Source organism: Nocardia cyriacigeorgica (genome assembly GCF_029868385.1).
Lineage (GTDB): Bacteria > Actinomycetota > Actinomycetes > Mycobacteriales > Mycobacteriaceae > Nocardia > Nocardia cyriacigeorgica_F.
In genome coordinates this window covers 1-4,015 of sequence record NZ_JARWNX010000003.1, presented here as the reverse complement: position 1 = coordinate 4,015, position 4,015 = coordinate 1, and the positions used below count along the sequence as shown (strand labels likewise).

The window sequence follows — 4,015 nt, the reverse complement described above, 5'->3', positions numbered from 1 at the left end:
CGGAGAAGATCCACAGCGTGCGGCCGTCGGGCAGTTCCACCGAGTACGTGCTGTTCGCGCCGGTCCAGGTGAGCTCGCTGGAATTGTCGTTGCCGTATGCGGTGAACAAGTCCGTGAGCTCGTCACGTTCCACCGAGACGACGGCGGGTACCCGCGCGGGCTGAGTACTCGATGTCGAGATGTCACCATCCGCCGGCTGATCACGATGCTCCGGTGATCGCGCACCGGCGGTGGCAGGATCCTGCCCGGCCATCGACCACGGGATGCCGGCTTCGGCCAGTGCCTCTTGCAGGCCGGCATCGGGCGGTTCGCGATGGAAGACCGCGCGCGCGACGTCGGCGATTGTGAGATCACCGCGGTCGCCATCGCGGTGGATGTGTGCCTCGATGTAGCTGTTGCGGACGAATCGGTCGCCGGCATAGTCGCGGCCGATGCCTTCGAGACCGAAGTACCCGAGATCGCTGTGGTCACTAGGTGTTGCGCCGAAGGATTCGGGCTGCGGGTTGACGACGCTGCTGGGAACGGAACTCACCCCCCATGGGCTTCCCACAGTTGCAGTAGTCCGCTCGGCCACCTCCCTTTTCAGAACGAGATCGACGTCACCGTATTCGGCGAATGGGTCATTCGCACCCATTTGCGCATACGGTGTGGTGCGAATGTAGCCGTAGATGGGGCGCTGCTCCGCCGGGAGATCGGTCGGATACCCGAACAACTCTTGTTCGAGCGCAGAGCGTTTCGCCAACATGCCTCGTGCCAGGATATTCCGCTGTCCGATCAGCTCGTATTCGGTTTTGAATCGCCCACTCTGAATGATCCGATGAATCGTCTGCGATTTGACGCGCACGTCAATGTCGCCTCGGAAAGCCTGGCGCAATTCCGCGACCATAAGTGTTCGGAGTTCATCTACCGTGATTCCCAGTTCCTCCGCCAATGCGGCAGTGCGTCGCTCATTGGCGATATGCCGTTCCACGGCGGCGCGGTTCCCGGCCTCCGGAATGTCTGGTAGCCCTTCTGAGCGACCGGGCGGGTGGCCGGGGCCTTGTTCTGGTGTGGTGTCCGGGAAACTGTTGAAGCGGTTGAAAACGCCGGGGTAGTAGCCATCCGGGCCGAGTCGACGGCTCGGTGTGTCAGAACGGGAGGTCCGTTCCGGTGCCAAGGGGTTGATTTCAGGGTCGGGTACATAGCTGACTTCTGGGCCCGGTGTCGTTGCGGTGCCGCCGGAGAAGCCGCGTCCGGGCTGGGCACGTAGGCCCGGATCCGCGGACTGCATGAACCCTTGGCGGGGATCGGAATTGGGGCTGGGCTGATCGGGTGTCGGTGCCGCTGGTTCGTGCCAGATCAGCAGGTTGGTCATGTTGTCGTGGTTGCCGGTGGTGTGGGCGTGCTCGTTGAGCGCGGCGGCAATGGCGCGGTGGTCACCAGGGGACTGTTTGTGTGCCTGCTGGACGATCGCGGCGAGGGATTCGGGCTGGTAGGTGTCGTGCCAGACGCCATCGGTGGCGATGAGTACGTAGCCGCGGCCCCGCAGCGGGATCTTCGCCGCGTGCGATTGCGCGTCCTTGGGGAGGGGGCGCCCCAATGAACGGGTGGTCTGGCCGGCGAACGAAAGCTGCAAAGCCTCGCCTTCGGGCATACCATCGGCGATCAGCTTCGGCACGATCGTGTCGTCGACGCTGAGCTGCTTCGGTGTTCCGCCATCCACCGGAAGCCAGTACACCCGGGTATCTCCGGCCGAATCGATGACGAGCGTGCCGGCTCGCATCACTGCGAGCGCGACGGTGGAGTCCGGGGAATTCGCCTGTCCTGGGGTTTCGGCCAAGTCTCCTACCGCGGCACGAGCGGCCGACATTCCGCGCCGTACCACGCGAAGCGGATCGAACTGCCCCGCGGCACCGAGCTCGGCTGACGCTCCGGACATCACGGTGATGGCTGCCCGCACGGCTGTCTGCGCGGCCTCTCCGCCACGGGCCGAACCACCGACCCCGTCGGCGACCGCGGCGAGCTGGACCGGCACGCCGTCCACGGTCACCGTGACGAATCCGAATGCGTCCTCGTTCGAGTCGCGGCCACCATGTTCCGGACCCACACCGAGATCGCTGACGGCGGCAATCGCACCTTGCGCCTTCGCCGAATGGTCGCCGGGCGCCGCTGGCACCTGAGTGGATGTATCGCTGAATGCCGCCTGAGCGCTGCCCGATTCGGCAGACACATTCGCATCCGGCAAGAGACCGGCGGCTGTGAAGAAGTCCCCGATATCCATGCCCGGGGAGCGGTTCGGCAGCTGGGTCGGCATCACGAATTCTCGTGTCTCCGTACCGGAATACACTTTGACGGTTAATGCCTCTGCCCCGTCGATGATTTCGTACTTGGCGTAGATCAGCGGATTCTGTGGTGTGGCGGCGGCGCCTGCACGGGTAATGCTCGCGTCGAGCTCGGCGTTCTGTTCCGGTGTCAGATACCTGCGCAGCATCGAATCCCACACGATGGTGGCGCTGCCGCGCCTATCTTCGGCCAGTCGGCGTGGCAACCAGGTGAGGGCGCTTTCCTGGTCGATCGGCGTATCGCCTGCGCGCTGCGCGTCGATGAACGAGGTCTGGATTCGTCGTACGGCATCGTTGTCGGTGCCGACGAACCCTGCGGCGAGGCGCCGCTGATCCTCGATATTGTCGGCTTGTAGTGGGTCGAGGTCGGCGCCCGCGACCTCGATCACATTCGGCCACACGCCGAGTAGGTTGCGAATCTGGTCCACTTGGTCGGGCCGACCGGACCAGCGATCGTCGATGACGGTTGCGGCCTCGGGGTTGCCGTATTCGTTACCCGCGAACTGGTATCGGTACAGGTGGGCGCGCGCATCCAACATTCCGCAGGCGCCGATGGAGAACACACGCAAAGGAAGCCCGGTGATGCGGGCCGCGAGTATCTCCACCGGCAACAGCAATCGAGAACGCGCCGGATCGTTGATCTGTGTGCCGCGGAGCAGGAATGGTGCCAATTCCGAAGCATGCTCGCGGATGGCCCGGAGAACATCCTCCGCCATCGTGTGGAGCTCGGCATCGGTGTGCGCCGGTTGGCCACCCAGGACTGTATGCCATCGCGCCACGTCGGGTTCCAGACCGGACAGGGCACGGTGGTTCACGGCCTGGAGCAGGCGAAAGACCGGGTGTGAAGAGGGCTTGCTGTCCGGCGGCGAATGCGGACCCAAGAGTTCCGCGACGATTCCGCCCGCCGCCGCGTCCGCCGCCATCGCATACAGGAGATACATCTCCTGGCGACGGTGCGCCACGTTCTCGGCCGACAACAGCGAGGCCATCAGCGCGTTGTCCTTGTCGAACCAGATCAATGCGCGTTGGATGCCTGCGATGACACTGCGGAGGGCCGGATCCGATGATGCGGGCATTTCGGGCAGCAGCGCCCCGGAGGGCCCGGGCTCCGACGGCCCGGTGGTGCCGGGTCGGTGTGGTGTGGCGGCCGGTTGGTTGGTGGTTGCTTCGGTTGTCCGCGATTCCAGTTCGGTTTCGAGTGTGTGTAGTTCCTCGGTCCAGAGTTCGGCGATTTGTGGGTCGTCGGTGTCGGCGATTCGTTGTTCGGCGGCGGTGATTCCGCGGCGGATGTCGGCGGGAGTCAGGTTTTCGCCCATGAGCAGGTCGCCGCTCATTTGTCCGTGGCGGTAGATGATGGGTTGGCCGTATTTCTGGTCCAGGAATGGTTTCTGGATGGTGTAATGACTTTGGCCGTAACCTATGAATACATCTGCGCCTTGTGTATTCCAGCGGTCGATCTCGCCCATGATGACGAGTTCGCGTGTGTTGACTTCGAAGCGCGCGGTTTCTCGTATCGGATTTCCGGTCAGGTTGGGGTTGTAGATATCTACGGATTTTCTGGTGATGTCGAATGGTTCGCCGAGATGTTTCTGGTACCAGCGCAACAGGTCGTCATAGGTCAGCTGTTGTGGGCCGTTCGCCTTCGGCCACACGCCTGTCTCGCGCAGCGCTGCTTCCCGGCTCGCCAGGGCGGA

The 4,015-nt window shown here is 63.8% G+C and carries 1 protein-coding gene; it reads right to left on the bottom strand.

Annotation, left to right across the window (positions count from 1 at the left end):
- Positions 1-4,015: DUF2332 family protein (locus tag QH168_RS00015; RefSeq protein ID WP_280232232.1), on the bottom strand; the 4,015-nt coding region annotated here is incomplete at both ends.